21 protein-coding genes are annotated in these 24,527 nt (G+C 70.9%); 17 read left to right on the top strand and 4 right to left on the bottom strand.

The window, feature by feature from the left end:
- Positions 1 to 18: 18 nt before the first annotated feature.
- The 4 genes from BQ9890_RS08270 to glmM all read left to right on the top strand — a co-directional run bounded on the left by BQ9890_RS08270 (position 19) and on the right by glmM (position 4,204).
- Complete coding sequence (locus BQ9890_RS08270; protein ID WP_075892928.1) at positions 19 to 951, top strand: tRNA pseudouridine synthase A; 933 nt, start codon at positions 19 to 21, stop codon at positions 949 to 951.
- Positions 952 to 1,216: 265 nt separating this feature from the next.
- Positions 1,217 to 1,660: a 50S ribosomal protein L13 gene (gene rplM, locus BQ9890_RS08265; RefSeq protein ID WP_075890753.1), complete on the top strand. Its 444-nt coding sequence runs from the start codon at positions 1,217 to 1,219 to the stop codon at positions 1,658 to 1,660.
- A gap of 43 nt (positions 1,661 to 1,703) precedes the next feature.
- Complete coding sequence (gene rpsI / locus BQ9890_RS08260) at positions 1,704 to 2,195, top strand: 30S ribosomal protein S9 (RefSeq protein ID WP_075890751.1); 492 nt, start codon at positions 1,704 to 1,706, stop codon at positions 2,193 to 2,195.
- Positions 2,196 to 2,845: 650 nt separating this feature from the next.
- Positions 2,846 to 4,204 carry a phosphoglucosamine mutase gene (gene glmM, locus BQ9890_RS08255; protein WP_075890749.1) on the top strand — a complete coding sequence of 453 codons (1,359 nt, stop codon included), beginning with the start codon at positions 2,846 to 2,848 and terminating at the stop codon, positions 4,202 to 4,204.
- Positions 4,205 to 4,465: 261 nt separating this feature from the next.
- Here glmM and coaA read toward each other — a convergent pair whose 3' ends face one another.
- Positions 4,466 to 5,425, bottom strand: a complete 960-nt coding sequence (gene coaA / locus BQ9890_RS08250) for a type I pantothenate kinase (RefSeq protein ID WP_230297883.1) — start codon at positions 5,423 to 5,425, stop codon at positions 4,466 to 4,468.
- Positions 5,426 to 5,534: 109 nt separating this feature from the next.
- Between coaA and glmS the strand changes: the two genes are divergently transcribed.
- The 11 genes from glmS to BQ9890_RS08195 all read left to right on the top strand — a co-directional run bounded on the left by glmS (position 5,535) and on the right by BQ9890_RS08195 (position 18,035).
- Entirely contained in the window at positions 5,535 to 7,463 is a 1,929-nt protein-coding gene (glmS, locus tag BQ9890_RS08245) for a glutamine--fructose-6-phosphate transaminase (isomerizing) (protein WP_075892926.1), read from the top strand.
- Between the two features lie 46 nt (positions 7,464 to 7,509).
- On the top strand, positions 7,510 to 9,162 hold the full coding sequence (locus tag BQ9890_RS08240) for an NAD(P)H-hydrate epimerase (protein WP_075890745.1): 1,653 nt from the start codon (positions 7,510 to 7,512) through the stop codon (positions 9,160 to 9,162).
- 9 nt (positions 9,163 to 9,171) lie between these two features.
- The gene (locus BQ9890_RS08235; protein ID WP_075890743.1) at positions 9,172 to 10,062 is read left to right on the top strand and encodes a GRP family sugar transporter; all 891 of its coding nucleotides are present in this window, start codon (positions 9,172 to 9,174) and stop codon (positions 10,060 to 10,062) included.
- 124 nt (positions 10,063 to 10,186) lie between these two features.
- Positions 10,187 to 10,690, top strand: coding sequence for a GNAT family N-acetyltransferase (locus BQ9890_RS08230; RefSeq protein WP_075890742.1), 504 nt, complete (start codon positions 10,187 to 10,189; stop codon positions 10,688 to 10,690).
- Between the two features lie 153 nt (positions 10,691 to 10,843).
- Positions 10,844 to 12,097 (top strand): alanine racemase, encoded by a 1,254-nt coding sequence (alr, locus tag BQ9890_RS08225; protein WP_075892924.1) that lies wholly within the window; start codon positions 10,844 to 10,846, stop codon positions 12,095 to 12,097.
- Complete coding sequence (gene tsaE, locus BQ9890_RS08220; RefSeq protein ID WP_075890741.1) at positions 12,094 to 12,660, top strand: tRNA (adenosine(37)-N6)-threonylcarbamoyltransferase complex ATPase subunit type 1 TsaE; 567 nt, start codon at positions 12,094 to 12,096, stop codon at positions 12,658 to 12,660. Before alr ends, tsaE begins: the two co-directional genes overlap by 4 nt.
- Before the next feature lie 11 nt (positions 12,661 to 12,671).
- Positions 12,672 to 13,367, top strand: coding sequence for a tRNA (adenosine(37)-N6)-threonylcarbamoyltransferase complex dimerization subunit type 1 TsaB (tsaB, locus tag BQ9890_RS08215; RefSeq protein ID WP_075890740.1), 696 nt, complete (start codon positions 12,672 to 12,674; stop codon positions 13,365 to 13,367).
- Positions 13,368 to 13,534: 167 nt separating this feature from the next.
- Positions 13,535 to 14,053 (top strand): ribosomal protein S18-alanine N-acetyltransferase, encoded by a 519-nt coding sequence (rimI, locus tag BQ9890_RS08210; protein ID WP_075890739.1) that lies wholly within the window; start codon positions 13,535 to 13,537, stop codon positions 14,051 to 14,053.
- 546 nt (positions 14,054 to 14,599) lie between these two features.
- Positions 14,600 to 15,301 carry a succinate dehydrogenase cytochrome b subunit gene (locus tag BQ9890_RS08205; protein WP_075890738.1) on the top strand — a complete coding sequence of 234 codons (702 nt, stop codon included), beginning with the start codon at positions 14,600 to 14,602 and terminating at the stop codon, positions 15,299 to 15,301.
- Positions 15,302 to 15,315: 14 nt separating this feature from the next.
- On the top strand, positions 15,316 to 17,295 hold the full coding sequence (locus tag BQ9890_RS08200; RefSeq protein ID WP_075890737.1) for a fumarate reductase/succinate dehydrogenase flavoprotein subunit: 1,980 nt from the start codon (positions 15,316 to 15,318) through the stop codon (positions 17,293 to 17,295).
- On the top strand, positions 17,292 to 18,035 hold the full coding sequence (locus BQ9890_RS08195; RefSeq protein ID WP_075890736.1) for a succinate dehydrogenase/fumarate reductase iron-sulfur subunit: 744 nt from the start codon (positions 17,292 to 17,294) through the stop codon (positions 18,033 to 18,035). Before BQ9890_RS08200 ends, BQ9890_RS08195 begins: the two co-directional genes overlap by 4 nt.
- 572 nt (positions 18,036 to 18,607) lie before the next feature.
- On the opposite strand, the gene BQ9890_RS08190 is transcribed toward BQ9890_RS08195, so the two are convergent.
- Complete coding sequence (locus tag BQ9890_RS08190; RefSeq protein WP_075890735.1) at positions 18,608 to 19,633, bottom strand: hypothetical protein; 1,026 nt, start codon at positions 19,631 to 19,633, stop codon at positions 18,608 to 18,610.
- Between the two features lie 428 nt (positions 19,634 to 20,061).
- Between BQ9890_RS08190 and BQ9890_RS08185 the strand changes: the two genes are divergently transcribed.
- Positions 20,062 to 20,379 carry a hypothetical protein gene (locus BQ9890_RS08185; protein ID WP_075890734.1) on the top strand — a complete coding sequence of 106 codons (318 nt, stop codon included), beginning with the start codon at positions 20,062 to 20,064 and terminating at the stop codon, positions 20,377 to 20,379.
- Positions 20,380 to 20,673: 294 nt separating this feature from the next.
- A complete protein-coding gene (gene tsaD, locus BQ9890_RS08180) occupies positions 20,674 to 21,750 on the top strand; it encodes a tRNA (adenosine(37)-N6)-threonylcarbamoyltransferase complex transferase subunit TsaD (protein WP_407638900.1) in 1,077 nt (358 codons plus the stop codon).
- 322 nt (positions 21,751 to 22,072) lie between these two features.
- Here the strand turns inward: tsaD and BQ9890_RS08175 are convergent, their stop codons facing one another.
- Positions 22,073 to 23,272, bottom strand: a complete 1,200-nt coding sequence (locus BQ9890_RS08175; RefSeq protein WP_075890732.1) for a glutamate--cysteine ligase — start codon at positions 23,270 to 23,272, stop codon at positions 22,073 to 22,075.
- A gap of 51 nt (positions 23,273 to 23,323) precedes the next feature.
- Positions 23,324 to 24,527: class I SAM-dependent methyltransferase (locus BQ9890_RS08170; protein WP_407638899.1), on the bottom strand; the 1,204-nt coding region annotated here is incomplete at its 5' end.

The following is a 24,527-nucleotide window of genomic DNA, read 5'->3' as shown; positions in this document are numbered from 1 at the left end:
ACGCCCTCGTCGACCGACGTGGCGCGGGTCCGCCTGGACCTCGCCTACGACGGCACCGCCTTCCACGGGTGGGCGGCCCAGCCGGGTCTGCGCACCGTCGAGGGCGTGCTCACCGAGGTGCTCGGCACGCTCGTCCGGACACCGGTGCGCCTCACGGTCGCCGGACGCACGGACGCCGGCGTCCACGCCCGCCACCAGGTGGCCCACGTCGACGTCCCGCGCGGGCCCTGGGAGGGGCTGCGAGGGCGCCCCGCTCGTGCCACGGGCGGCAGTGGTCGCAACGAGGCGGGCCAGGGCCGCAGCGCCGCCGAGGCACTGGTCTCACGCATGAACGGGTTGCTCGCCCGCGAAGCGGGGACGTGGCGGGAGACGTGGGGGGCACCCCCGATCCCACGCGGTACCGGCGACGTCGTCGTCCACACCGCCCAGGAGGTCTCCTGCGACTTCGACGCCCGTTTCTCCGCCACGGGCCGGCACTACGTCTACCGTCTCTGTGACCGCGTCGAGGCGCGCGACCCCCTGCGCCGCCACGACGTCGTGTGGCTGCCGCGCGGGCCGCTGGACCTGGTCGCCATGGACCGCGCGACCCGCGTGCTGCTCGGCGAGCACGACTTCCTCTCCTTCTGCCGCCCGCGCGAGGGCGCGACCACCGTGCGCACGCTGCGTAAGTTCCGCATTTCCGACGAGGGCGGGACCGTGCGCATCGATGTCTCGGCGGACGCGTTCTGCCACTCGATGGTCCGCTCCCTCGTGGGCGCGGCCCTGGAGGTCGGACTCGCCCGTCGACCGGCGGAGTGGGTGGAGGAGTTGCTGGACGCCCGATCCCGCCGATCCGCTGCCCCGATCGCGCCTGCCCACGGCCTGACCCTGGAGCGGGTCGACTACCCGTCGGAGGACCAGTGGGCCGCGCGTGCGCGTGAGTCCGCGCGCCGCCGGGACGAGTGCTGCTGACGGATGTGGGACCGGGGAGGCCCTGCGGGCGTGCCCGGGTGGGCATGAGTGATCGCCCACAGTCGCGTCCCGGCTTTGACCCTCTCCCCGGGCCCCGATAGACTGGGTGCCGCTGTGCGTCAGCCGCGTCACCGGTGCTTTCCCACTCGCCGTTCGCAGGTGTTGACGCCTCGCGCGAACCGATCTCAACGAGAGCGCGTGCGGAGGCCACCCAGTCGTGGTGCCCGGACGTGCTCCTTGACCGAAAGAATTGAAGGCTACGCCCGTGCGCACCTATTCACCCAAGCCTGGGGACGCCGACAAGAAGTGGTATGTCATCGACGCCACCGATGTCGTCCTCGGACGCCTGGCGACCCAGGTCGCCACCCTTCTCCGTGGGAAGCACAAGCCGACGTTCGCCCCCCACATGGACCAGGGCGACTACGTCATCATCATCAACGCGGACAAGATCGTCCTCACCGGCAAGAAGGCCGAGCAGAAGATTGCCTACCGCCACTCGGGTCGTCCCGGTGGTCTGCGGGCCGTCAGCTACCGTGACCTGCTCGCCAACCGCCCCGAGAAGGCGGTCGAGAAGGCAGTCCGCGGCATGCTTCCGCGCAACACCATCGGTCGCGAGCAGCTGCGCAAGCTGCACGTGTACGCCGGCGCCGAGCACCCCCACGCCGCCCAGCAGCCGATCCCCTTCGAAATCACCCAGGTCGCCCAGTGAGCGCGTCGCGCTTCTGAGCCCACGAACTGCACTGAGGAGAACTGTGGCTGAGACCACCGAGACCATTGAGCTGGACGAGGAGAACGCCCCCAGCTCGTACACCACCGAGACCGAGTCAGCGCCCTCCGGCGCCGGCCAGTCCATCACCGCCCCCGGCGCCGGCCTCGGCCGTCGCAAGGAGGCCGTGGCCCGCGTCCGTCTGGTGCCCGGCACCGGACAGTGGACGCTCAACGGCCGCACCCTGGAGGAGTACTTCCCGAACAAGCTGCACCAGCAGCTCGTGAAGTCCCCCTTCGTCCTGCTGGACCTGGACGGCCGTTTCGACGTCATCGCCCGCATCGACGGCGGCGGCATCTCCGGTCAGGCCGGCGCTCTGCGTCTGGGCATCTCCCGCGCCCTCAACGAGATCGACCGCGACGCGAACCGCGCGGTCCTCAAGAAGGCCGGCTTCCTGACCCGTGACGCCCGCGCCGTCGAGCGCAAGAAGGCAGGCCTGAAGAAGGCCCGCAAGGCGCCCCAGTACTCCAAGCGCTGATCGGCAGCTGCCGTTCGGAGCCGGAGGGCCCCATCCCGCTGTGCGGGGTGGGGCCCTCCCGCGTGTCGGGCGTGTGGACGCGGGCACTGCTCGTGCGGGCAGTGCGCGCGCCGGTAGTGCGGAGGCCGCGAGCGTGAGCTGTGTGTGCGCGGGCAGTCCGGAGGCCGCGAGTGTGAGTTGTGCGCGCGCCGGTAGTGCGGAGGCCGGGAGTGTGAGCTGTGTGCGCGGGCAGTACGGAGGCCGGGAGCGTGAGCTGTGTGTGCGCCGACTGGCGGGAGCGCCCTCGTACGTGTTGGCCTGACCGGAGGTGTCCTGACGGGCCTGCTCGCCCCCGCCGCCGCCCCCGCCCTCGTACTTGTCGCCCCGTCCCCGTGCTGCTCACGTGACCGGAGGTGTCCTGACGGGAGGGCTCACCCCCGCCGCCGCCCCCGCCCTCGTACTTGTCGCCCCGCCCTCGTACGCGCAGATCCACCCGGGGACGGCGCGACCCGGACGCGCTCCCCGGGCACGCAGGAGCGCGGGGCCGTCGGGGAGCGAGCGGCGGGGCTGCGCCCGCGGCACCCGCCGCCACCACCGGTGTTCTCGGGAGGAACGGGCGGGGCGGTAGTGTGTGGGGGTTGAAACCCTCACCCGACACGGAGGACGCGAGGATGCCCAGACTGTTCGGCACGGACGGCGTGCGTGGATTGGCCAACAGGGATCTGACGGCCACCCTGGCCCTCGAGCTCGGCGACGCTGCCGCTCGGCGCATCGGCGGGGGGCCTCGCAGCGACGGGTCCAAGCCGCGCGCCATCATCGGGCGCGACACGCGCATCTCCGGGGAGTTCCTCGATCACGCGCTCGCCGCCGGTCTGGCCTCGGCGGGCGTGGACGTGGTGCGCATCGGTGTGGTCACCACTCCGACGGTCGCCCACCTCACCGCCAACGGTGACGGCGTCAGCTTCGGTGTCATGATCTCCGCCTCCCACAACCCCATGCCCGACAACGGCATCAAGTTCTTCGCCCACGGTGGTTTCAAGCTCCCCGACACGGTCGAGGACGACATCGAGGACCTCCTGGGCCAGGACTGGGAGCGCCCCGTCGGTGCCGATGTCGGCGAGGTCGAGTACGACGACGACTGGGCGGAGAAGTCCTACGTCTCCCACCTCGTGGAGTCCCTGGGGGGTGCCGACCTGCGGGGCCTGCGCATCGCGGTCGACTGCGCGAACGGCGGTGCCTCCACCCTGGGTCCGGAGGCCCTGCGCGAGGCGGGGGCGGACGTGGTCGTCATCAACGCCTCCCCGGACGGGCGCAACATCAACCTCAAGGCCGGATCCACCCACCCCGAGCAGATCAAGGCCGTCACCGTCGCCTCCGAGGCGGACTTCGGTGTCGCCTTCGACGGCGACGCGGACCGTTGCCTGGCCGTGGACCGTGCGGGCAACCTCATCGACGGGGACAAGATCATGGGAACCCTGGCCGTCGCCATGCGCGATGCGGGCACCCTGGACCACGACACCCTCGTCGTCACGATCATGTCGAACCTCGGGCTTCTCCTGGCCATGCGCGAGCAGGGGATCGCCACCGTGCAGACCGCGGTCGGCGACCGCTACGTCCTGGAGGCCATGCTCAAGGGCGGGTACTCCCTCGGCGGTGAGCAGTCGGGCCACGTCATCGCCCGACACCACGCCACCACCGGCGACGGGATCCTCACCGCGATGCTGTTGGCCCGGACCGTCAAGGAATCCGGGCGGGACCTGGGAGATCTGGTCTCCTTCATCAAGCGTCTGCCACAGACCCTCATCAATGTCCCCGGTGTCGACAAGGCGCGGGCCGCCGATGACGAGGGTCTCGCGGCGGCCGTGGCCGCGGCCGAGCAGCGGCTGGGCTCGACGGGCCGCGTCGTGCTGCGGTCCTCGGGCACTGAACCCCTGGTCCGGGTCATGGTGGAGGCTCCCACCCAGGACGAGGCGGATTCCGTGTGCGCTGAGCTGGCGGACGTGGTCAAGGAACGTCTCTCCCTGTCCTGAGCACGGGGGCGCCCTCGTACGAGGGCGGGTCCCCGGGACTGTCGGGGGTGGGCTGTCGGCGTCGGGCCGACACGGCGCGCCACCGGTGTGGGGTCAGGTTGGGCGGACCTCGAGGTCAGAACAGAGCGGACTTCGAGCCCCGAACTGAGCGGACTTCGGGGTCTGAACAGAGCGGACCTCGAGCCCCGAACAGAGCGGACTTCGGGGTCTGAACAGAGCGGACTTCGAGGTCGGAACAGAGCGGACTTCGGCAGGGGAAGGTCATTCCTTGCGGAGGTAGAGGGACTCGACCCGGTGGGCGGGGCCCTTGGTGAAGACCATGGTCGCGCGCTCGCGGGTGGGCAGGATGTTCTCCTGGAGGTTCGGCAGGTTGATGGCGTGCCAGATCACCCGGGCGGTCGCGTCGGCTTCCTCGTCCGTGAGGTCGGCATAGGTGCGGAAGTAGGAGTCCTCGCGCAGGAAAGCGGTGCGGCGCAGCTGGAGGAAGCGGTCGACGTACCACTGCTCGACGTGGGCCTCCTCCGCGTCGACGTAGATCGAGAAGTCGAAGAAGTCCGACACCGCGATGCCCGTGGTCCCCGGTGACAGCCGCGGGGGTTGGAGCACGTTGACGCCCTCCACGATGAGGATGTCGGGACGCGAGACCGTCAGGAACCTCCCGGGGACCACGTCGTAGGACACATGGTCGTAGACCGGGACCTGCAGGTCCGCCTCGCCCGCCTTGACCCGGGCCAGGAAGTCCCGCAGGGCGGATCGGTCGTAGGACTCGGGGAATCCCTTGCGTGCCAGGATGCCGCGTTCCTCCAGGACGGCATTGGGCAGCAGGAACCCGTCGGTGGTCACCAGGTCGACGCGTGGGGTGTGCTCCCAGCGCGAGAGCAGCAGGCGCAGCAGGCGCGCGACCGTGGACTTGCCCACCGCCACCGATCCCGCGATCCCGATGACGAAGGGGGTCGGGGGGAACTCGGGCTCCTCCAGGAACGCACGCCTGGCCGCGGCGGTCTGGCGTGATCCCTCCACGTAGAGCTGGAGCAGTGCCGACAGCGGCCGGTAGATCGCGTCGACCTCCTGCATGTCGATCGGGTCCCCCAGGGAGGCGATCCGCGAGATGTCCGTCGGAGTCAGGGGCAGCGGGGTGCGCGAGGCCAGCCGGTCCCACTCCGCACGGCTGAAATGCGTGAACGGGCTGGTTCCGGTGGACGGCTCGATGAGGGGACTCACCCCGACATTGTGGCGCATCCTGAGCGCAGTCCGCGCCACCCGATCATCCGCACTCGGGCCCCCGTGTCGGTCTTGGTCACCGCCGCCCCCGCGTGCTCCAATGGGCGCCATGTGTGGAATCGTCGGCCATGTCGCCCGCAGCTGTTCAACCCGCCCCCTGGAGGTCGTCATGGACGGCCTCTCCCGCCTGGAGTACCGCGGGTACGACTCGGCCGGGGTGGCACTGACGCACGGCGAGGTGGACGACGGCTCGGAGCTCACGGTCGTCAAGGCCGTCGGCAAGCTCACCAATCTCCGGGCGGCACTGGCCGAGACCCCCACCGCACCGTCGCGCTCCGCCATCGGGCACACCCGCTGGGCCACCCACGGCCAGCCGACCCTGGTCAACGCCCACCCCCACGTGTCCATGGACCACCGCCTGGCCCTCGTCCACAACGGGATCATCGAGAACGCCGACGTCCTGCGCGCCGAGCTGCGCGCGGAGGGCTACCGCTTCGTCTCGGAGACGGACACGGAGGTGGTCGTCCACCTCCTCGACCGCGCCTTCCACGACGCCGACCTGCCCGCCTGGGAGGGCGAACTGGCGGGCCTCACCGGCCCCGACAGTGATCGTGGTCGCGCCCTCGTCGCCGCCATGCTCGCCATCACCCCCCAGCTGCAGGGCACCTACACCCTCCTGGCGCTCAGCGAGGAGGTGCCCGGCCTCATCGTCGCGGCGCGCCGCTCCTCACCACTGGTCATCGGGGTGGGCGAGGGCGAGAACTTCCTCGGCTCCGACGCACTGGCCTTCGCCTCCCGGACCACCGACGCCGTGGAGGTCGGCCAGGACCAGGTCGTGGGCGTGACGGCGGAGGGCATCGTCGTCCTCGACAAGGAGGGTGCGGTCCTGGAGCCCCACCACTTCAGCGTCGACTTCGCCCGGGAACGCGCGACGAAGGAGGGCTGGTCCACCTTCATGGAGAAGGAGATCCACGAGCAGCCCCGCGCCGTGGCCGCCACCATCGCCGACCGCCTCGACGCCACCGGCCACCTCGCCCTGGACGAGCTGCGCATCCCGGAGTCCATCCTGCGCGGCGCGGACAAGATGATCATCGTCGCCTGCGGCACCGCGTCCTACGCCGGCCTCGTCGCCCGCTACGCCATCGAGCACTGGTGCCGGATCCCCGTCGAGGTCGAGCTCGCCCACGAGTTCCGCTACCGCGACCCGGTGGTCAACGAGAAGACCCTGGTCGTGGCCATCTCCCAGTCGGGGGAGACCATGGACACCATCATGGCGATCCGCCACGCCCGCGAGCAGGGTGCCCGCGTCATCGCCATCGTCAACACCCCCGGGTCCACCATCTCGCGTGAGTCCGACGCGGTGCTCCTCACCCACGCCGGCCCCGAGATCGCGGTGGCCTCCACCAAGGCCTTCACCGCGCAGATCGCGGCCACCTACGTCCTGGGCCTCTACCTGGCCCAGGTGCGCGGCAACAAGTACGCCGACGAGGTCGAGGACTACATGGAGAAGCTGGAGCGCGTCCCCGAGGCGATCCAGTGGGTCCTGGACCGCGCGGAGTCCGTGCGCCAGGTCGCCCGCTCCATGGCCGACATCGACTCGATGATCTACCTGGGACGCCACGTCGGCTACCCCGTCGCCCTGGAGGGCGCCCTCAAGCTCAAGGAGCTGTGCTACATCCACGCCGAGGGCTTCGCCGCCGGTGAGCTCAAGCACGGCCCCATCGCCCTCATCGACGAGGGGCAGCCCGTGATGATCATCGTCCCCACCCCGCGCCGCCCGGAGCTGCACAACAAGGTCGTCTCCAACATCCAGGAGGTCCGGGCGCGTGGGGCGCGCACCCTCGTGGTCGCCGAGGAGGGCGACACCTCCGTCGACGAGTACGCGGAGATCGTCTTCCGCGTCCCGCGCACCCCGACCCTCTACATGCCGCTGCTCACCGTGGTGCCCCTGCAGATCTTCGCCTGCGAGCTGGCGGCGACGATGGGTCATGACGTCGACCAGCCCCGCAACCTCGCGAAGTCCGTGACCGTGGAGTGACCCGTCCGGAGGGACGCGCGGCGGGGCGACGGGGCACAATGGGCGTGTGATCCACGCCCTGCCCCCCGAGCTCGTCCGTGAGGCCGAGCGGCTGGCCGTCGCCGCCGCCCCCGAGGACGCACTCATGCTGCGCGCCGCGCGCGGTGTGGCGGACGCCGTCGAGCACCTGGGTGGAGGAGAGGCCACGGTCGTCGCCCTGGCGGGTGGCGGGGACAACGGCGGCGATGCGCTCCACGCCGCAGCCATGCTCGCCCGCGACGGCTCGGAGGTGCGTGCCGCACTGCTGAGCGCGCACCCCCACTCCCGCGCGCTCGCGGAGGCCCGCTCCGCCGGCGTCGACATCCGTGAGCTCTCCCTCCCCCTGGACGAGGGCGTCCCCACCTGGCTCCAGGGGGACATCTGGATCGACGGACTGACCGGGACCGGTCTGACGGGCCCGCTGCGGGAACCCCTGGCCGGTGCCGTGGGCGCCCTGGGGCGCGCGGCCCGGCGGTGGGGGACCCGGATCGTGGCGGTGGACGTGCCCTCGGGGTCCTGCGCCGTGGACGGGACGCTGCCCGGGGCGGTGCTCCGCGCCGATCACACGGTCACCATGGGCGCCTTCAAGACGCCGTTGCTGCTGCCCCCGGCAGCCCAGTACGCGGGCACCCTGGAGGTCGTCGACCTGGGCACCGACGTGGGGGGCGCGCGCCGGGCGCACGGTGCGGAGGGCGAGGGGAGCGCCCTCGTCGAGGTGCTGCGCCCCGAGGACGTCGACGTCGCCCTGACACTGCGCGCACCGGGGCCCTTCGACCACAAGTACACCCGCGGGGTCGTCACCGTGGCCGCAGGTTCGGACACCTATCCGGGCGCGGGAGTCCTGGCCACGATGGGTGCCCTCGGTGCGGGGCCGGGCATGGTGCGCCTGGAGTCCGCCGGGCGCACGGCCCGCATCGTCCTGGACCGCCACCCCGGTGTGGTCACGGCACCCGGGCGCTCCCAGGCGGCGGTCGTCGGCTCCGGCCTCGACGCCGACATCGAGCCGCGGGCCCAGGCCGTGGCGCGCCGTGCCCTGGGACGCGGCATCCCCCTGGTGCTCGACGCCGGCGCCCTCGGCTTCGTGCCCGGACTCCTGGCGGACCACGACGCCCTGGACCACGTCGTCCTCACACCCCACGCCGGGGAGGCAGCCACGCTGCTCGCCCACCTGGAGGACCGGACGGTGGAACGCCCGGAGGTGGAGGCGTCCCCCCTGGCCGCAGCCCGCCGCATCGTGGAGCTGACAGTGGCGACCGTCGTCCTCAAGGGATCGGTGACGCTGGTGGTGGGCAGTGACGGGCGCGTCCTCTCCGTCGCCGGGGACACCGGATGGACCGGGGTCGCAGGCAGTGGGGACGTCCTCGCCGGCGTCCTGGCCTCCCTGCTGGCCCAGAGGAGGGCCGAGGAGGAGCTCGGGGGCGGCCCCGTCGACATCCCCCTCACCGCCGCGAGCGCGGTGTGGATCCACGCCCGCGCGGCCCGCGTCGCAGCGCACGTGGACACGACCGGCAGGGTCGCCCTGCCCGGGAGGCCCATCCAGGCCGACGACCTGGCCGGGGCCGTGCCCGGCGTGGTCGGGCACCTGCTGCGCCTCGCCGGTGAGGAACGCCTCCGGAGACGGCGGAAGGCCTGGGAGTCCCGGGACCAAGGGGTGGCACCGGGGGAGCTTCCCACGCTGTAGGGTGTCGCGGTGGCCGACTTCTTCATCGCCCTGACCCCCTCACTGATCTTCGGTGTGATGTCGTTGCTCCTGGTCGCGCTGGGGGGCGACTACCGGCAACAGACGATGGGAGAGGTCACCGGCGGGCTCCTGATCGCCCTGGTGCTCACACCGTTCTTCGGGGTGGAGTGGGACCTGCGCACCGTCCTGGTCGCCTTCACCACGGGCGCGGTGCTCGGGGTCGGCATCCTCTACCAGGTCCGGGGACTCAACCACATCGGGGTCTCGCGCACCATGCCCATCTCGACCGGTGCACAGCTGGTGGGCATGGCACTGGGCGGGATCATCCTCTTCGGCGAGTGGCGGGGTCCCGGCGCCATGCCGATCGGGATGCTCGCGCTGGTCCTGCTCACCGCCGGGGTCACCTGCACGACGTGGACCGAGGGCAACCCCGTGCGTGAGGGAGTCGACTGGGGGGCGGGTCGGGTGGACCTGGTCGTCTCCACCATCTGCCTCGTCGGCTACCTCCTCGTCCAGCGCCACTTCGGGATCGGCGGGCAGGAGGCCATGCTGCCCCAGTTCGCGGGCTGTGCCCTCGCCTGCCTGGTGCTCACCTCCCCGCGCTTCACGCCCGAGCTCGGGGAGCGCGACACACGCTGGTCACGGGTGACCGTGCGACAACTCTTCCCCGGGGTCCTGTGGGGGCTCGGTGTGCTGCTCATGCAGACCAATGCGGCCCGCGTCGGTGTGGCCATGGGCTTCTCCCTGTCCCAGCTGGGCGTCATCATCTCCACCCTGGGCGGGATCTTCCTGCTGGGGGAGAAGCGCACCCGTCGGGAGTTGGTCACCACGATGGCCGGTGTGGTCCTGGTGGTCGCGGGAGCGATCCTCATCGGGGTGGCGAAGGCCCTCGACTCCTGAGCGGGTGACCCCGGGCGCGGCCCGGTCCCGCCCCCTCCACCGGTGCGCCCGTCGGGCGGCGAATAGACTTGGGGCCTGGACCCGCAGCGGAGCGGAGGCCCCAGGAGCCCGAGGAGGTCGCGACATGGGAGACGTCGACATCAGGGAGCTCGACGCGGACCGGTCGGGGGTCCTGGAGACCGCGACGTGGACGGCGCTGAACTGGGAGAACCGTCGTTTCACCCTCGAACAGGTCCGCACCTCACCGGACTTCCGTCACTACACACGTCTGGTCCCCGAACGCGGAGACTTCGCCCTGGTCGCGGAGGGTGCGGGAACACTGGTCGGGGTGGTGTCGCTCCTGTTCCTGCCCGAGGACGATGCCGGCTACGGATGGCTGGCCCCCGGAGTCCCGGAGCTGTCCCTGTCCGTCATGCGCGGCCACCGCCACCACGGGTGGGGTCGGCGCCTGCTGCGTGCCGCCCTGGACCGGGCGCGCGCACGCGGTGTCACGCAGGTCTCCCTGTCGGTGGAACCCGCGAACCGCGCTGCCATCGCCCTCTACAGGTCGGAAGGCTTCACCGAGGTCCCCGGGCGGGAGGAGGACGGGGTCATGGCCATCGACCTCACGGCACGCACGGCGCCGTGAGCTGGGGGTCCCGCCCACGGGTCCGGACACCTGCTGACGCCGGGTGAACGCAGTGGGTGCGGCCCGCGCAGCCGGTGGGATACTGGCCCGGTGAGCACGATCCCCACTGTCCCTGCTGTCCCCACCCCCGCGTCCGGTCCCGTCGCCGACGCCTTGTCCCGTGCCGTCGGGACGTATCCCTCCCGGGCGGTCGTGGACCTGGACGCCGTGGCCCACAACCTGCGTGTCCTCAGGGGGCGTGCCCCGCACAGCCTCCAGATGGCCGTCGTCAAGGCGGGCGCCTACGGACACGGCCAGCTCCCCGTCGCGCTCACGGCCCTCGCGGCCGGGGCCGACTGGCTGGGCGTGGCACAGGTGGAGGAGGCACTGGAGCTGCGCGCAGCCCTGGACGCGCACGGCGTGCCCCGCGACTCCGCCCCGATCCTGGCCTGGATCGCGCCGAGCGGACAGGACTGGGCCCGCGCCGTCGAGGCCGACATCGACCTCTCGGTCTCCTGGACCTGGACGCTCGCGGAGATCGCCGCGGCAGCCCGCTCCCTGGGCCACCCCGCCCGCATCCACGTCAAGGTCGACACGGGCATGTCGCGCGCCGGGTCCACACCGGAGGACCTCCCGGCCCTCGCGGCCGCGGTGCGCACGGCCGTGGACGGCGGACAGGTCGAGCTGGTGGGCGCCTGGTCCCACCTCTCGCGCGCGGACGACCCCTCCCCGGAGGGACTGGCCTCCACCGCCGAGCACGTGGCCATCTTCGAGTCAGGACTGGAGGTCCTGGCCCGCGCCGGGCTCCACCCCTCCATCCGGCACCTCAGCGCCACTGCGGGCGCCCTGTGGCACCCGGAGGCCCACTACGACATGGTCCGCATCGGCATCGGGATGTACGGCCTGAGTCCCGACCCGGAGGTCGAGGGATCCGCGGAGCTCGGACTGCGCCCGGCGATGCGGCTGGAGGCACCACTGACCTCCGTCAAGGTGGTCGCCGCCGACCGGCCCGTCTCCTACGGGGGGACCTGGCGCACCCCGACGCGACGCTGGATGGGGCTGGTCCCGCTGGGCTACGCCGACGGGATCCTGCGTGCGGCCTCCAATGCCGGGCCCGTCACCGTGCTGGCCGACGGGGGGCCGATCGCCACCCACGTCGTGGGCCGGGTGTGCATGGACCAGTTCGTCATCGACCTGGGTCCCGCCCGCGACGACCAGGCCAGCGCCGCGGAGGACGCACCTGCGCGCGTGGGCGACACGGCGGTCCTCTTCGGTGACCCCGCCCGAGACCGGGTCCCCTCCGCTGACCAGTGGGCCCGCGTGTGCGGGACCATCAACTACGAGATCGTCTCCCGCCTGGGGGAGAGGGTCCCACGCGTGCACATCCACGAGGGCGGGAACACCGCCGGGGGAGAGGGACGGGAATGACCAGTTTCGAGGTCGACGACGCCGAGGCCACGCGCGCCCTGGGACGGGCCCTGGCGACACATCTGCGTGCCGGGGACCTGGTCATGCTGCGCGGAGAGCTCGGAGCGGGCAAGACGACCTTCGCCCAGGGGATCGGGCAGGGCCTCCACGTGCGCGGCCACGTCTCCTCCCCGACCTTCATCGTGGCGCGGGTGCACCCCTCGTTGGTGGGGGGACCGGACCTGATCCACGCGGACGCCTACCGCATCAAGGACCTCGACGACCTGGAGACCCTCGACCTGGACTCCTCCCTGGCGGACTCCGTCACCGTCGTGGAGTGGGGTGAGGGCAAGACCGAGGGCCTCTCCGACCAGCGACTCGAGGTCGACGTCACCCGACCACGCGGAGGCATCGCCCGCGACGAGGGCGGGGTCATCGACCTGGAGGAGATGGACGACGGACATCGCACCATCACACTGCGACCCTTCGGGCAGCGGTGGGACGGTCAACTCGACGACCTCGCGGAGGAGGCCCGCTCCACCGGCAATGTCGGGGACAGCACGGCCCCAACGGTCACCGAGTAGGATCGACTGCCGTGAGCGAACTCTGCCTGGACACCTCCTCGGCCACGAAGGTGGCACTCGTGCGCGACGGCGTCGTCCTCGCCCACGCCGAGAACGACTCCGCACGCCGACACGCCGAGTCGGTCACCCCGCTGGTCCGTGAGGTGCTGCGCTCCTCAGGGGTGGACGGTCCCCTGGCCGGTGCGGGGATCACCTCCGTCCTGGTGGGCACGGGGCCGGCGCCCTTCACCGGGCTGCGTGCCGGCCTGGTCACCGCCCGCGTCCTGGCGCGGGCCGCGGGCGCGGAGGTGTACGGGGCCTCCAGCCTGGACATCGTCGCCCGGCAGGCACTCGACCTGCTGCCCCCCGACGCCGAGGTCGTCGTCATCACCGATGCCCGGCGTCACGAGCTCTACTGGGCGCGCTACCGCGCCGAGGGGCCCGACGACGTCCGCGCGGTGGAGGGCCCCCAGGTGTCGGCCCCGCGCACCGTCGTCAATGCCATGCGCGAGCTCGACGCCCTGCTGGTGCCGGCAGGAGCGGTCCCCGATCATGCCGTGGACGCCCTGCAGCAGGTCCCGCTCGGTCCCGAGGTCACGCTGGACCCCTCCGTCCTCGTGCGCATCGTGGCCTCACGTCTGGCACGCGGGGAGTCGCAGCGGCTCGGCACCGAGCCCCTCTACCTGCGTCGCCCCGACATCCAGGGTCAGCCGACCGCGGCCCTGTGAACACTCCGGGCACCGGCCCAGTCGACCGCGGCCCGGCCGACCCGGGCCCGGTGTGCGCTCCGGGCACCGGCCCAACCGACCGTGGACCGGCCGACCCGGGCCCGGTGGAGCTCCCGGGGACCGGACCTGTCCGGCAGGAGGGGACGGATCCCGGGGGAACGGAGCCCATGACCGTCCCGGGCACCGGTGCGCCACCACGTGCCGCGGGTGCCCAGGTCGACCTGCGCGCGCTGGGTCCCGACGACGTCGAACAGGTCTCCGCACTTGAGGCGGCGCTCTTCCCCGAGGACCCCTGGACGCGGACCATGGTCGCCGAGGAACTCTCCGCTCCCGGGCGCCACTACGTGGGAGCGGAGCTGGAGGGTCGCCTCATCGGCTACGCCGGGATCCTCATCGGTCCGGACGCCGATGTCATGACCATCGGGGTCCTTCCGGACCATCGCGGCAGGGGAGTGGGGACCCTGCTCCTGGAGGACATCCTGGACGCCGCCCGAACGGGTGGCTCGGAGCGGGTGTTCCTGGAGGTGAGGGCCTCCAACGGCGCGGCACAGGGCCTCTACCTCGCACACGGGTTCCACCGCATCGGCAAGGTCCGCCACTACTTCCGCAACCCCCGCGAGGACGCCGTCACCATGCGTCTGGACCTCGGCGGCACCCGTGGCGCCCTCGTCGGTGTCGGGAACTGACTGCGTGCTCCCGGGAGTGTGACCGGGGCGGGGTCGCCCTCGTCGATGTCCGGTACTGACGATGTGCTCCCGGGAGTGTGACCGGGCCGGGGTCGCCCTCGTCGGTGTCGGGAACTGACTGCGTGCTCCCGGGAGTGTGACCGGGGCGGGGTCGCCCTCGTCGATGTCCGGTACTGACGATGTGCTCCCGGGAGTGTGACCGGGCCGGGGTCGCCCTCGTCGATGTCGGGAACTGACTGCGTGCTCCCGGGAGTGTGACCGGGGCGGGGTCGCCCTCGTCGATGTCCGGCAGCCCCTCAGGGAAGTCGGTGCAGGACGGGCACGCCGGCGGGTCTCAGGTGGCTGCAGGTCATTCGGACATACGACGCTTGCGGAAATCGGCTGGTCGTGGACCGGACGTGGATGTGTCCACCCCCGTCCGCGGGGCGCCGGAGGGGCCTTCCAGCGGCGCGAACAGGCCGAAAGAGTGACCTCTGACTCACCGCGGGTCAGGTCCGGGTCCGGGGTCCCACGAGGGGGCGTTGATCGGCGGATACGGTGTGCCACATGGCCACAACTACTGTCGCAACGAAGAAGCGGCGCGCGTGGACCACCACTGTGTTCGTCAAGCAACTCATGGCGGTCTCCGGCCTCGTCTTCGTGATGTTCCTGCTGTTCCACTCGTACGGCAACCTCAAGATGTTCCTCGGCGAGGAGGTGTACAACGACTACGCCCACTGGCTGAAGGTGGACGCATTCGTCCCGATCTTCCCCCACGGTGGATTCATCTGGGTGTTCCGCGGCGCGATGCTGCTGATGCTCGTCATCCACGTCGCGGCCGCCGCCATCACCTGGAAGCGTTCCAAGCGTGCGCGCGCCTCCCGCTACGTCGTGAGGAAGAACGCCGCTGACGCCTACGCGGCGCGCACCATGCGCGTGACCGCCGTGCTGCTGCTCTTCCTCATCGTCTTCCACATCCTGCACTTCACCACTGCGACGGTTCGGACCGGTTTCACCGTGGACTCCAGCCCGTACGAGCGGATGGTGGCCGCGTTCCAGCAGCCCCTCATGGTGATCGTCTACCTGGTGTTCGTCGCGGCAGCCTGCCTGCACGTCGGGCACGGCTTCTGGTCGGCCTTCCAGTCCCTGGGCTGGGTGCGTGCGGGGACCCGGAAGTTCATGGTCGTGCTCTCCGGCCTCATCGGCGGCCTGATCTTCGTCATGTTCATGGCCCCGCCGTTGGCCATCGCGTTCGGGATGATCTCCTGAGGAAGTGCTGAAAAATGACTGACACACTCATCAAGGGCCTCTACCGCGAGGGTGAGCCCATTGTCGACACCAAGGCCCCCTTGGACGTGCCGCTGTCCCAGTGCTGGGAACAGCGCAAGTTCAACGCCGCCCTGGTCAACCCGGCCAACCGCCGCAAGCTCCGCGTCCTCATCGTCGGCACCGGCCTGGCCGGCGGTGCAGCCGCCGCCTCGCTGGGCGAGATGGGCTACAACGTCGACGTGTTCTTCTACCAGGACTCGGCGCGCAGGGCCCACTCGATCGCCGCCCAGGGCGGGATCAACGCGGCGAAGAACTACCGCAACGACAACGACTCCGTCTACCGGCTCTTCTACGACACGGTCAAGGGCGGCGACTACCGGGCACGTGAGTCCAACGTGTACCGCCTCGCCGAGGTCTCCAACAACATCATCGACCAGTGCGTCGCACAGGGCGTCCCCTTCGCCCGTGAGTACGGCGGCCTCCTCGACAACCGCTCCTTCGGCGGCGTGCAGGTCTCGCGTACGTTCTACGCGCGCGGCCAGACGGGCCAGCAGCTCCTCATCGGGGCCTACCAGGCCCTGGAGCGCCAGGTGGCGGCGGGGACCGTCACCGAGCACTCGCGCCACGAGATGGTCGAGCTCATCGTCTCCGACGGGCGGGCGCGTGGCCTCATCGCCCGCAACATGAGCACCGGTGAGCTGGAGACCTACGTCGGCGACGCAGTGGTCCTGGCGTCGGGCGGCTACGGCAACGTCTTCTTCCTGTCGACGAACGCCATGGGCTGCAACGCGACCGCCATCTGGCGCGCGCACCGCAAGGGCGCCTACTTCGGCAACCCCTGCTTCACGCAGATCCACCCGACCTGCATCCCCCAGCACGGCGACCAGCAGTCCAAGCTGACGCTGATGTCGGAGTCCCTGCGCAACGACGGGCGCATCTGGGTGCCCAAGCGTGCCGAGGACTGCGAGAAGGACCCCCGCCAGATCCCCGAGGAGGACCGCGACTACTACCTGGAGCGGATCTACCCCTCCTTCGGCAACCTGGTGCCCCGCGACATCGCCTCGCGCCAGGCGAAGAACATGTGCGACGAGGGTCGCGGCGTGGGCCCGAAGATCGACGGTGTGGCACGGGGTGTCTACCTGGACTTCGCCGACGCGATCCAGCGCCTGGGGCGCGCCAAGGTCTCGGAGAAGTACGGCAACCTCTTCGACATGTACCTGCGCATCACGGGGGAGAACCCCTACGAGGTCCCGATGCGCATCTACCCGGCCGTGCACTACACGATGGGTGGTCTGTGGGTCGACTACGACCTGGAGTCCAACCTGCCCGGCCTCTACGTGGCCGGCGAGGCGAACTTCTCCGACCACGGGGCCAACCGCCTGGGGGCCTCGGCCCTCATGCAGGGCCTCTCGGACGGCTACTTCGTCCTGCCCGACACGATGAGCGACTACCTGGCCCACGCCTTCGGGCTGCCCAAGCTCGACGAGTCCTCCGCGGACGTCGTCGCGGCGAAGAAGCAGGCCCAGGACCGCATCGACCGCCTCATGGCCGTCAACGGCAACCGTTCGGTGGACTCCTTCCACAAGGAACTCGGCCACATCATGTGGGAGTACTGCGGGATGGAGCGCAGCGAGGAGGGCCTGCGCAAGGCGATCGGCCTCATCCGGGAGCTGCGCGCCGACTTCTGGAAGAACGTCCGCGTGCCCGGCAAGTCGATCGGCGAGCTCAACCAGTCCCTGGAGAAGGCGGGCCGCGTGGCCGACTTCATGGAGCTGGGCGAGCTCATGTGCATCGACGCCCTCCACCGCGAGGAGTCCTGCGGTGGTCACTTCCGCGCGGAGTCCCAGACCCCCGAGGGCGAGGCCCTGCGCCACGACGACAAGTACCTCTACGTCGCCGCCTGGGAGTGGGGCGGTGAGGGTCAGCCTCCGGTCCTCCACAAGGAGGATCTCGTCTACAAGAACATCGAGCTGAAGCAGCGGAGCTACAAGTGAACCTCACACTGAGAATCTGGCGCCAGAGCGGTCCCGAGGACCCCGGTGCCATGCACGAGTACCAGATCCGTGGGATCTCCGAGGAGTCCTCCTTCCTGGAGATGCTCGACGTCCTCAATGAGGAGCTCTTCGCGCGGGGCGAGGAGCCCATCGCGTTCGACTCCGACTGTCGCGAGGGCATCTGCGGCCAGTGCGGCCTCGTCATCGACGGGATCGCCCACGGCCCGGAGGTCACCACGACCTGCCAGCTGCACATGCGTTCCTTCCACGACGGTGACACCATCACCATCGAACCGTGGCGCGCCGAGGCCTTCCCGGTCATCAAGGACCTGGTGGTCAACCGCTCCGCACTGGACCGCATCATCCAGGCCGGCGGCTACATCTCGGTCAACACGGGTGCGGCTCCCGAGGCCCACTCCACGCCTGTGCCCAAGCAGGATTCGGACAAGGCCTTCACCGCTGCGGCCTGCATCGGCTGTGGCGCGTGCGTGGCGGCCTGCCCGAACGCCTCGGCGATGCTGTTCACGGCGGCGAAGGTCACCCACCTCCACCTGCTGCCCCAGGGCCAGCCCGAGAACCTGCCGCGTGTGGTGAACATGCTCAACCAGATGGACGAGGAAGGCTTCGGCACCTGCACGAACGTCGGTGAGTGCTCGGCGGTCTGCCCCAAGCAGATCCCGCTGGACGTCATCGCCACGCTGAACCGCCAGCTCGGCAAGGCTGCCTTCCAGGGGGTCTGAGCGCCGGATCGGTGATGCGGGTCGCGCGGGCCTCCTGCGCGTGCGGTCGGCAGCGGTCGGCCTGCGCGTCCTGATGGGCGATGCACCCGGCTCGCCGTGTTCAGCGCCGTGACGGTGGATGAGGTCCACCCCGGCAGCAGTTGTGACCAGCTACGGCCCCGCCCTCGGTACCGAGGGCGGGGCCGCGGCATGTCCGGGGCGTCGGGGCGTGTCCGGATGTCGGTGCTGGTGCTGGTGCTGGTGCTGGTCAGGTCCCGGGATCCGACGGGAACGGGAGCGAAGCGCGCACTTGCTCGCGAGGTACCGGCTTCGGGTTGAGGTACCGGGCTGTGCGCGTGGATCTCGACATGGACTGTGGATCCCGGCGTGGACTGTGGATCCCGGGATGCGCCGGGGACGGGAGTGAGGCGCGCAGTTGCTCGCGAGGTACCGGGTTCGCGTCGAGGTACCGGGTTCGCGTCGAGGTACCGGGCTGTGCGCGTGGATCTCGACATGGACTGTGGATCTCACTGCCGAGCTCCACGGTCCGAGTCCTCCTGGGTTCCCCTCTCCCACGGACTTCGGCTCGCCGCTCACGCCTTGAACAGCGGCGATCCTCTCGTGCCGGGGTCGAAGATCTCCGGCGCGACGGCCCAGAGATGGGTGAACAGTTCATCCGGTGGACCGAGGACGAGGGTGGCGGGAAGGTGGATCACCCGCCAGCCGGCAGCCTCGAGTCGCGAGCCGCGGCTCATCTGTTGTTGGGCGTTGTGCCTGACCTCGAATGCAGTGGTGCCGAGCTTCCCGAACCCCTCCACCTCCAGGAGGAGACCGATCTCGGGAAAGGCCACGTCGGGGAACAGAGACCGTCCGTCCACGACGACCTCGTGTTGCGTACGCCAGGGTTTCGCCCCGTATGCGTGCAGGAACCACACGAGCGCGCCCTCGGCGATCGACTCGCAGCCGGCGTCCGCGACCCGCAGGATTTCCACCCCGCGTGCGCGGCCCCTGCGATCGGTGCCGGTGGCGATCCTCTTCGCCAGGCGCTCCTTTGCCGAGGCCTCGGCCTCACGTGAGCGCTCCGATTGGCGTCGGTCGAATCGGGTGCCCAGGTGCAGACCCACGCTGAGTGATGCGACGGCCTCCCGCGCCGGACAGAAGCGCGCGAGTTCCGCGAGCATGGTCTGGGGTGAGCACATGGGGACGCCCTCCATGGACGAGGGTGGGCCGCCCTCGTCGGCGCTGTGGTGCAGGCGCACCCGCACGGCGGGGGAGAGCGCGCGGCCGTCGAAGCGGATCGCGGGGAGACCCGCCCGCATCCTGTCCTGGCGCCCGGCGGTGAGGGCATGGACGTCGGGAGCGTGGTCGAGCAGGGGGATGCCGCGGAGGAGTGCCGCGGACTCCCGGCAGAACAGGACGTCGGGGGACAGGTGGGTCTGTACGACCACGATCCGGGCGATGTCGACGAGACGCCTCCTCTCCCAGGGCGTCGGCACACTCGCCAGGAGCTCGGTGGGGAGGTGCGCGCCGCGCGCGATGGTGACGTACTGGTTGCCGTGGTGCGCGGAGCGGGGCAGTGCGCTGGTCGAGGGGGACGCCCACCGGATCGCCGAGCGCACGGTCGCGACGGTTCCGCTCGGTGTGGCTGCGGACCACGGTTGTTCGTCGCGAGGAGCGGTCCGTGTCAGCTCTCGGGGAGCGGGACCTGCGGATGCGGACGAGGAACTTCCTCGGGCGTCGGCCGGGGAACCGGTGGAATGGCCGGGGTGTGGGCGGAGTGTGGGTGGTGTGCTCATGGGCACAGCATGGGCGGAGTGCCGACCTCGGTCACGTCGCTCGTCCCCGTCCTGGGGACGGATGGCGCTCTGTCCACAGGTGCTGGTGACCGGGTGGTGGGTCGGGGCAAGTTGGTCCGCATCTGAGGGGCGCAGAGGCAGGGATGGAACCGTCCGGAACGGCGGAGGCGTCACGGAGTTCTCGGTGGTCCCGACTCCTGAGGTCCGAGGTGGCATATTGTGGCGGGGCCGGTCGACCTGGAGGAGTTGGAATGGACGGAGAATCCCACGTGATCGAGGGGACGGACGGGGCGAACGCTGGGGGAACTCGCGGTCACGGCCGAGGATGGAAGCTGGGCACGACGATCGGGATTCTTGGGCTGCTCGGCTTCGTGGCTCTCATGGCCGTGCTGCTGATCGGTGTCCTCTCGGAGGACCCGGTGAAGAGGGAGTTCGCAGTCGGGTTGTTCCCCTGGGCGCTGGCGTGTCTGGGAATCGGGGTCGCGGGCATGGTCGTCGCGGGCTCGCGCACGCCGGAGGTCGATGCCGGTGCCGAGGTCGAGGGCGGTGGGTCCTCCCAGCAGGGGTGACACGGCGGAGCGGAGGAGCGGGAGAGAGGGCGTGAGATCGACCGGCGGTCGGACTCGCGCTGATCGGGACTCCGGGCAGTGTGGGCTCCTCGAGTGCTGGTGGGATCCACATCTCCCGGTGATATCCACAGTTTCGGGTGAGATCCACGCTTCCGGGCGAGATCCACGCATAGACGCCGGTATCTCGACACGAACCCGGTATTTCGACGTGACTGCGATGCCGGGGGGGCTTCGGGCCGCACCGTGACCGGTCTTCCAGGCGCCGGAGTGCCCGTGCGGACTAGAATCTCCCGGGTGAGTGATGAACCCCTGATCCTCGGCATCGAGTCCACCTGTGACGAGACCGGCGTCGCCCTCGTGCGTGGCACCGAACTCCTGGTCGACCGGACTGCCACCTCCATGGACCAGTACGCGCGCTACGGGGGCATCATTCCCGAGATCGCCTCGCGTGCGCACCTGGAGTCCTTCCTCCCCACCCTCGACTCCGCGCTCGCGGAGGCCGGGGTCGGTCTGGACCAGGTCGATGCCGTCGCCGTCTCCGCGGGACCGGGTCTGGTGGGATCCCTGACGGTCGGGATCTGTGCGGCCAAGGCCCTGGCCACCGGGCTCGACCTGCCCCTCTACGGGGTCAACCACGTGATCGGGCACCTGGCGGTCGACAAGGTGGCCGAGGGGCCGCTTCCCCGGCGGTTCATCGGGCTGGTGGTCTCGGGTGGTCACTCGAACATCCTCCTGGTGGAGGACATCGCCACCGACGTGCGCGAGCTGGGCGGCACCCTGGACGATGCGGCGGGTGAGGCCTTCGACAAGGTCGGTCGGCTCCTGGACCTGCCCTACCCCGGCGGTCCGCATGTGGACCGTCTCTCCCAGCAGGGGGACGTGGACGCGATCCGGTTCCCGCGGGGTCTCGCCGCCGGCAAGGACAAGGAACGCCACAAGTACGACTTCAGCTTCTCCGGCCTCAAGACGGCCGTCGCCCGCTACGTGGAGGGCGTGCAGGAACGCGGGGAGTCCTTCAGCCCCGAGGACATCTGTGCGGGCTTCTCGGAGTCCGTCAACGACTCCCTCACCGCCAAGGCGGTGCGCGCTGCCCGTGACACGGACTGCGACACGATCGTCATCGGTGGGGGTTTCTCCGCGAACTCCCGCCTCCGCGCACTCATCACCGAGCGCGCCTACGCCGCAGGCCTCACGGTCCGCATGCCCCCGCTGCGCTTCTGCACGGACAACGGCGCACAGATCGCTGCCATCGGTTCGGAGTTGGTGCGTGCGGGTCTGCCCCCGTCGGACTGGGACTTCTCGCCGGACTCCGGCATGCCGCTGACCCAAACCTACATGGCGCCCGCAGTCAGCTCGGCTCTGGCCTCCTGAGCAGTCGTTCCCACCTGTCGCGCGCGGTCCCGTCCTCGTCACTGCGCCCGCGCCGCGCCCCTGTCGGAGTACCCGTGCCCGCCCTCGTCAACACGCCCGTGTCCCTCCTCGCAGGCGTCCCTGACCTCGTCCCGTCGGACACACATGGGCAGGCGCAGACCTGCCGACGGCGGTGGGACTGTCGGCGCGAAGGTGGCCGGGTGATCGGTCAGCGGGACGGACTTCGAGCCCCGAACAGAGCGGACCTCGAGCCCCGAACAGAGCGGACTTCGACCTCCGAACTGAGCGGACTTCGCCGAGGTGGGGTGGGGGTGGGGTGGGGTCAGCAGGGCGGGTTGTGCACGGCGCCCGGGTCCTTGACCGTACGTGACTCCAGGAACTCGGTGGGGTCCAGGGGCCGGTCGGCGCGCATCTCGGCGCGGATCAGCTCGGCCACCGCATCGAGGGGGTCCTTGGAGTTCTCCGCGACGAAACGCTGACGCTGGTACGAGGCGCCCAGGCGGAGGATCTCGTGGACCCCGTCCAGCTCCTCGGCGCAGCGCAGGTCTCGGGCGACGGGGGCCAGGTCCTCCAGCATGGACTCCACCGTGTCGCGCACGTGCTCCTGGTGGCCCTGCGCGTCCAGGACCAGCACCGCGTCCATGCCGTAGCGGGCGGAGCGCCACTTGTTCTCCGCCACGAACCACTCGGGCAGGACGGGCAGCTGCTCGCCGGCGTCGATCATGCGTGAGTAGTGCTCGACCAGGCAGTGGGTGAGGGCGGCGAAGGCGGCGACCTCCAGGATGTTCGTCGCGGCGTCGAAGACGCGGTTCTCGACCGTGCCGAGCTTGGGGGAGGGGCGCACGTCCCAGCGGATCTCGTCGAAGCCCTTGATGACCCCGGTGGAGATCATGTCATCGGTGTAGTGCTCCAGTTCGTCCCAGGTCCGGAACTGGCGGGGGATGCCCGCGGTGGGCAGCTGCTGGAAGACCATGGCCCGGTTGGAGGCGTACGCGGTGTCCACTCCCGCCCAGAAGGGCGAGGAGGCGGAGAGGGACTGCAGCTGCGCGAAGCGCGTCGTGAGTGCGCGCAGGATGGGCAGGACCTTGTCGCGCTCCTCCACGCCGACGTGGACGTGGACCCCGTAGAGCAGCATCTGGCGACCCCAGTACTGGGTGCGGTCCACCAGCTCCGCGTAGCGCTCGGAGTCGGTGACGCGCTGGTAGGCGGGGCGCGCGAAGGGGTGGGTGCCGGCAGTGGCCAGGTCGATGCGCAGGGCGTCGGTGACGGGACGCAGCGAGGTGACGGTGGTCGCGATGTCGTGGAGGCACTCCGCCACGGTCTCGCGTGCTCCCGAGGTGACCTCCACCGTGTTGAGGAGCATCTCGCGGTGGATGTGGGGACTGAGCTCACCGTCGTGCGTGGCGCCGGCGATGACGGCATCGGCAGCCTGGCGCAGGTCATTGGAGTCCTGGTCGACGAGCTGGAGCTCCCACTCGACACCGATCGTCGAACGCTGGGAGGGGGTGAAGGGAAGGGGCATGGTGCCTCCCGTCCTGGGATTCCTGGGGCACCCGGGTCCGGGCACCATGGCTCAAGTCTGGCAGCGTCGCGCGATGATCGCTCGGTGCCGGCCCTCCACGCGCGTCGCAATGACCGTCACCGCCCCCGACCCGCGCAGCCGCAGGGAGCGGCGCAGTGCCTCGGGGTCGATGTCCACGCCGCGCTTCTTCACCTCCACGCTGCCCACGTCGAGCCGGTCGAGGGCACCCTGGACGGCCTTGGGGCGCAGTGCCACGACGTCGATGACCTCGAAGCGTGCGGCGAAGGGGGTCGCGGGCAGGTCGTCCCCCGTCAGCCACGCGATGGACGGTGACACCAGCTGCGCCCCGAGGTCCTCGGCCAGGCGGGCGACCAGTCCGGCGCGGATGACGGCCGGGTCGGGTTCGGCGACGAGGGAGCCCAGCGCCCCCACGGAGGCCTGCCGGACAGGGGCGCTCGCGGACCCGAGGGTGGGGTCGGTGAGGGTGTGGGCGCCACCCCCGCGCAGGACGAGGGCGGAGCGTCCCGGTCCCTCGGGTGCCAGGGGAGGCGTCCACAGGGCGGCCTCCACGAGGTCACCGTCCACGGAGGTCCACTGTGCGTGGCAGTCGTCAGGCAGGGCCGCATGGGGCACACCGGGTGCCATCTTCACACCGAGACGCCCGAAGGTGGACCGCCAGGACAGGACGGTGGAGAGGGGTGGGGACCACAGCTCGGGTCCGAGGCGCCGGGAGGATCCTCCGGCGGTTCCCGTGCGCCGGGCCGGATCCGCGAAGACGGCGTCGACGCCCAGTGCCCGCAGGTCCGCGAGGTCGAGGTCGTTGACGTCCCCGAGGACGACCTCGGCGTCGGGGAAGGGCCGGAGGTTCTCCGCCGCAGCGGCGGCGGCGTCCTCGTCGATGTCGAGCGCCCACACCCCCAGTCCGAGGCCGGCGAGCGCGAGAGCGTCCCCGCCGATCCCGCACCCGAGGTCGGCGACGCGCGTCGCGCCCCCGCGTCGGAAACGTTCCGCGTGGCGTGCGGCCACGGCCAGGCGCGTGGCCTGTTCCAGGCCGTCGCGGGTGAAGACCATGGAGCGGGCGAACCGCCCGAACTTGCCCTCCGCACGGTCCCGGAGGTCCAGCTGGGTGAGGACGGCCGCAGCGACGGAGGCATCGACCCCCTGGTGGCGCATGGCGGCGTCGAGGCGGGCGGAGTCCCTGTGGTCGCGGTCGGGCAGCGTCTCCAGGGAGGCCAGGAGTTCCCGGCCGGGGGAG

Source organism: Actinomyces provencensis (assembly GCF_900155435.1).
GTDB lineage: Bacteria > Actinomycetota > Actinomycetes > Actinomycetales > Actinomycetaceae > Pauljensenia > Pauljensenia provencensis.
Note: the sequence above shows the minus strand (reverse complement) of the source record. Positions and strands in the feature narration are given on the sequence as shown.

Coding starts and splice junctions, on each gene's coding strand:
- BQ9890_RS08205 (WP_075890738.1), top strand. CDS start 14,600: ATGGCCACAACTACTGTCGCAACGAAGAAGCGGCGCGCGTGGACCACC.
- glmS (WP_075892926.1), top strand. CDS start 5,535: ATGTGTGGAATCGTCGGCCATGTCGCCCGCAGCTGTTCAACCCGCCCC.
- rimI (WP_075890739.1), top strand. CDS start 13,535: ATGACCGTCCCGGGCACCGGTGCGCCACCACGTGCCGCGGGTGCCCAG.
- BQ9890_RS08230 (WP_075890742.1), top strand. CDS start 10,187: ATGGGAGACGTCGACATCAGGGAGCTCGACGCGGACCGGTCGGGGGTC.
- glmM (WP_075890749.1), top strand. CDS start 2,846: ATGCCCAGACTGTTCGGCACGGACGGCGTGCGTGGATTGGCCAACAGG.
- BQ9890_RS08175 (WP_075890732.1), bottom strand. CDS start 23,272: ATGCCCCTTCCCTTCACCCCCTCCCAGCGTTCGACGATCGGTGTCGAG.
- BQ9890_RS08200 (WP_075890737.1), top strand. CDS start 15,316: ATGACTGACACACTCATCAAGGGCCTCTACCGCGAGGGTGAGCCCATT.
- BQ9890_RS08185 (WP_075890734.1), top strand. CDS start 20,062: ATGGACGGAGAATCCCACGTGATCGAGGGGACGGACGGGGCGAACGCT.
- tsaE (WP_075890741.1), top strand. CDS start 12,094: ATGACCAGTTTCGAGGTCGACGACGCCGAGGCCACGCGCGCCCTGGGA.